Annotated in this window: 3 protein-coding genes and 1 pseudogene; all 4 read right to left on the bottom strand. The window is 44.6% G+C overall.

All coding sequences use genetic code 11. The annotated features are described in order from the left end of the window. Positions 1 to 151, bottom strand: a 151-nt coding sequence (locus tag EQY_RS0123095) for a hypothetical protein (RefSeq protein ID WP_000545748.1), incomplete at its 3' end; no start/stop codon positions are given. An 88-nt stretch (positions 152 to 239) separates the two neighbouring features. Beyond that, positions 240 to 521 (bottom strand): Ea8.5 family phage-derived protein, encoded by a 282-nt coding sequence (locus tag EQY_RS0123090; protein WP_000022062.1) that lies wholly within the window; start codon positions 519 to 521, stop codon positions 240 to 242. A 114-nt stretch (positions 522 to 635) separates the two neighbouring features. Then, the gene (locus EQY_RS0123085) at positions 636 to 1,358 is read right to left on the bottom strand and encodes a dATP/dGTP pyrophosphohydrolase domain-containing protein (RefSeq protein WP_000103022.1); all 723 of its coding nucleotides are present in this window, start codon (positions 1,356 to 1,358) and stop codon (positions 636 to 638) included. A gap of 125 nt (positions 1,359 to 1,483) precedes the next feature. Further along, positions 1,484 to 1,678: pseudogene (locus EQY_RS27120) on the bottom strand (ead/Ea22-like family protein); the annotation flags it as partial. Between the last annotated feature and the right edge of the window lie 71 nt (positions 1,679 to 1,749).

The following is a 1,749-nucleotide window of genomic DNA, read 5'->3' as shown; positions in this document are numbered from 1 at the left end:
CTTTCAGTTCTTCAATTCGAATATTGGTTATGTCTGCATGTGCTATCTGCGCCCATATCATCCAGTGGTCATAGCAGTCGTTGATGTTCTCCGCTTCGATAACTCTGTTGAATTGCTCTCCATTCCATTCACCTGTAACTCGGAAGTGCATTTATCATCGCCATAAAACAAAACTCGCCGTAGCGAGTTCAGATAAAAGAAATCCCCGCGAGTGCGAGGATAGTTACTTGTTCATATTATTAATCGTCAATGTATTTTGAGCATTGTGGGCAATCATCGATCCCACAATACGATTCATATGCATCCTTTATTGCGTCGCGGGCTTCAGTAAGAGTATTGAATAAGTTGCAGCTATTATCTTTTTGATATAGGTAAGTTCCTAATTTATAAGCAGAAGAAGCATCATTTCCGCTGTCTAAAATTACATCGTTATGGATTCTGCACCTTGCAAGAACTCCTGATCCCATAAGGGTCTGCATAGCCCATTGCTCTTGATCTTCACACAAATCATGAATGCTCATTTCAACACCTCTCTTCACGTTTCACACACGTTAAGATTAACAGTGTTTTTACATGCTTTGGAAGATTTATTTTATAAAAACTCTTTTAATACAAATAGATATAATAGTTCACTATTATAGCTCCTTTAATCGAGGCGGTTCTGGTAGAGGCATCCAGTGTGTGGCATTACTAATTAAGCCATATTCATTAGTTTGAGGATGGCCGCCGCGATCGTCTCCGTATTTAAAACTTTCCATAAAACCATAATGCTTACCCCCATTAACGCTCACAAAACCGTAATAAGCTGGTATAACGCCGATCTCACACGTAACCAGCAAAGGAAAACCAGTTCTCCAATTTAGTTCGCCGATTTCAGGCATCTGCTCACTACAGCTTATCCAACCATCCGGAGTTACCGGAGAGTTGCCGCGTTCTTTAATGTGCAAGCGAGGCTCACCATCTTTTGGTTCAGGCCACTGGCGTTCCATGTTGATCTTCAATTTATTTTCCATAGCAGCGGTAATTTCAGCATCACTGATACCAGCACGGCGCTGTGCATCCCACAACAGGAACTGCATATCAGCCCACTCGCTGAGATCGTCAGGTTCGGCTGCGGCTTCCAGTGCCTCTTTTGAGAGGTGTTTCAGTGGACCAATGGGGCCAACGCAGCCAAATGTGGAGTCAGACCATTTGGCATGCTCGTGGCGAATCTGTTCGCGTTCCAGTGAGGCGAGAGCGATTTTAAATGCTGTAAGCATGTGTGCTTGATCGTTGTCGAGTCCGAATGGCATTTCATCTCGTGCTGACTCAATACTGGTAATCGTATTTTGTAGCCATTCTTTGGTAAAAGTGCTCATCGTAAAATATCCTCTATACTGGTAAGTCCTTCATTATTTAGCCAGATCATGGCGTCATCCGGCAACTTGCTGTCTGGTTTGGCGTTTTTGAGAGAGGAACTCAGTCGCTTAATCCACATTGTCACCTCAGTAATGCGCCTGTCTTTGCCTTCCAGCTCAACACGCAGCTTCCCTACCGTTAGCGCAATATCCTCGTTCTCCTGGTCGCGGCGTTTGATGTATTGCTGGTTTCTTTCCCGTTCATCCAGCAGTGTCAGCACAATCGATGGTGTTACCAGCTCATGGAAAAGGTCCGCGTCAAATCCCCAGTTGTCAGGCATTGCCTGCTCTGCCGCTTCACGCAGTGCCTGAGAGTGAATTACGCTCACTTCGAACCTCTCTGTTTACTGAT

This window comes from Escherichia sp. TW14182 (assembly GCF_000208525.1).
Lineage (GTDB): Bacteria > Pseudomonadota > Gammaproteobacteria > Enterobacterales > Enterobacteriaceae > Escherichia > Escherichia ruysiae.
Note: the sequence above shows the minus strand (reverse complement) of the source record. Positions and strands in the feature narration are given on the sequence as shown.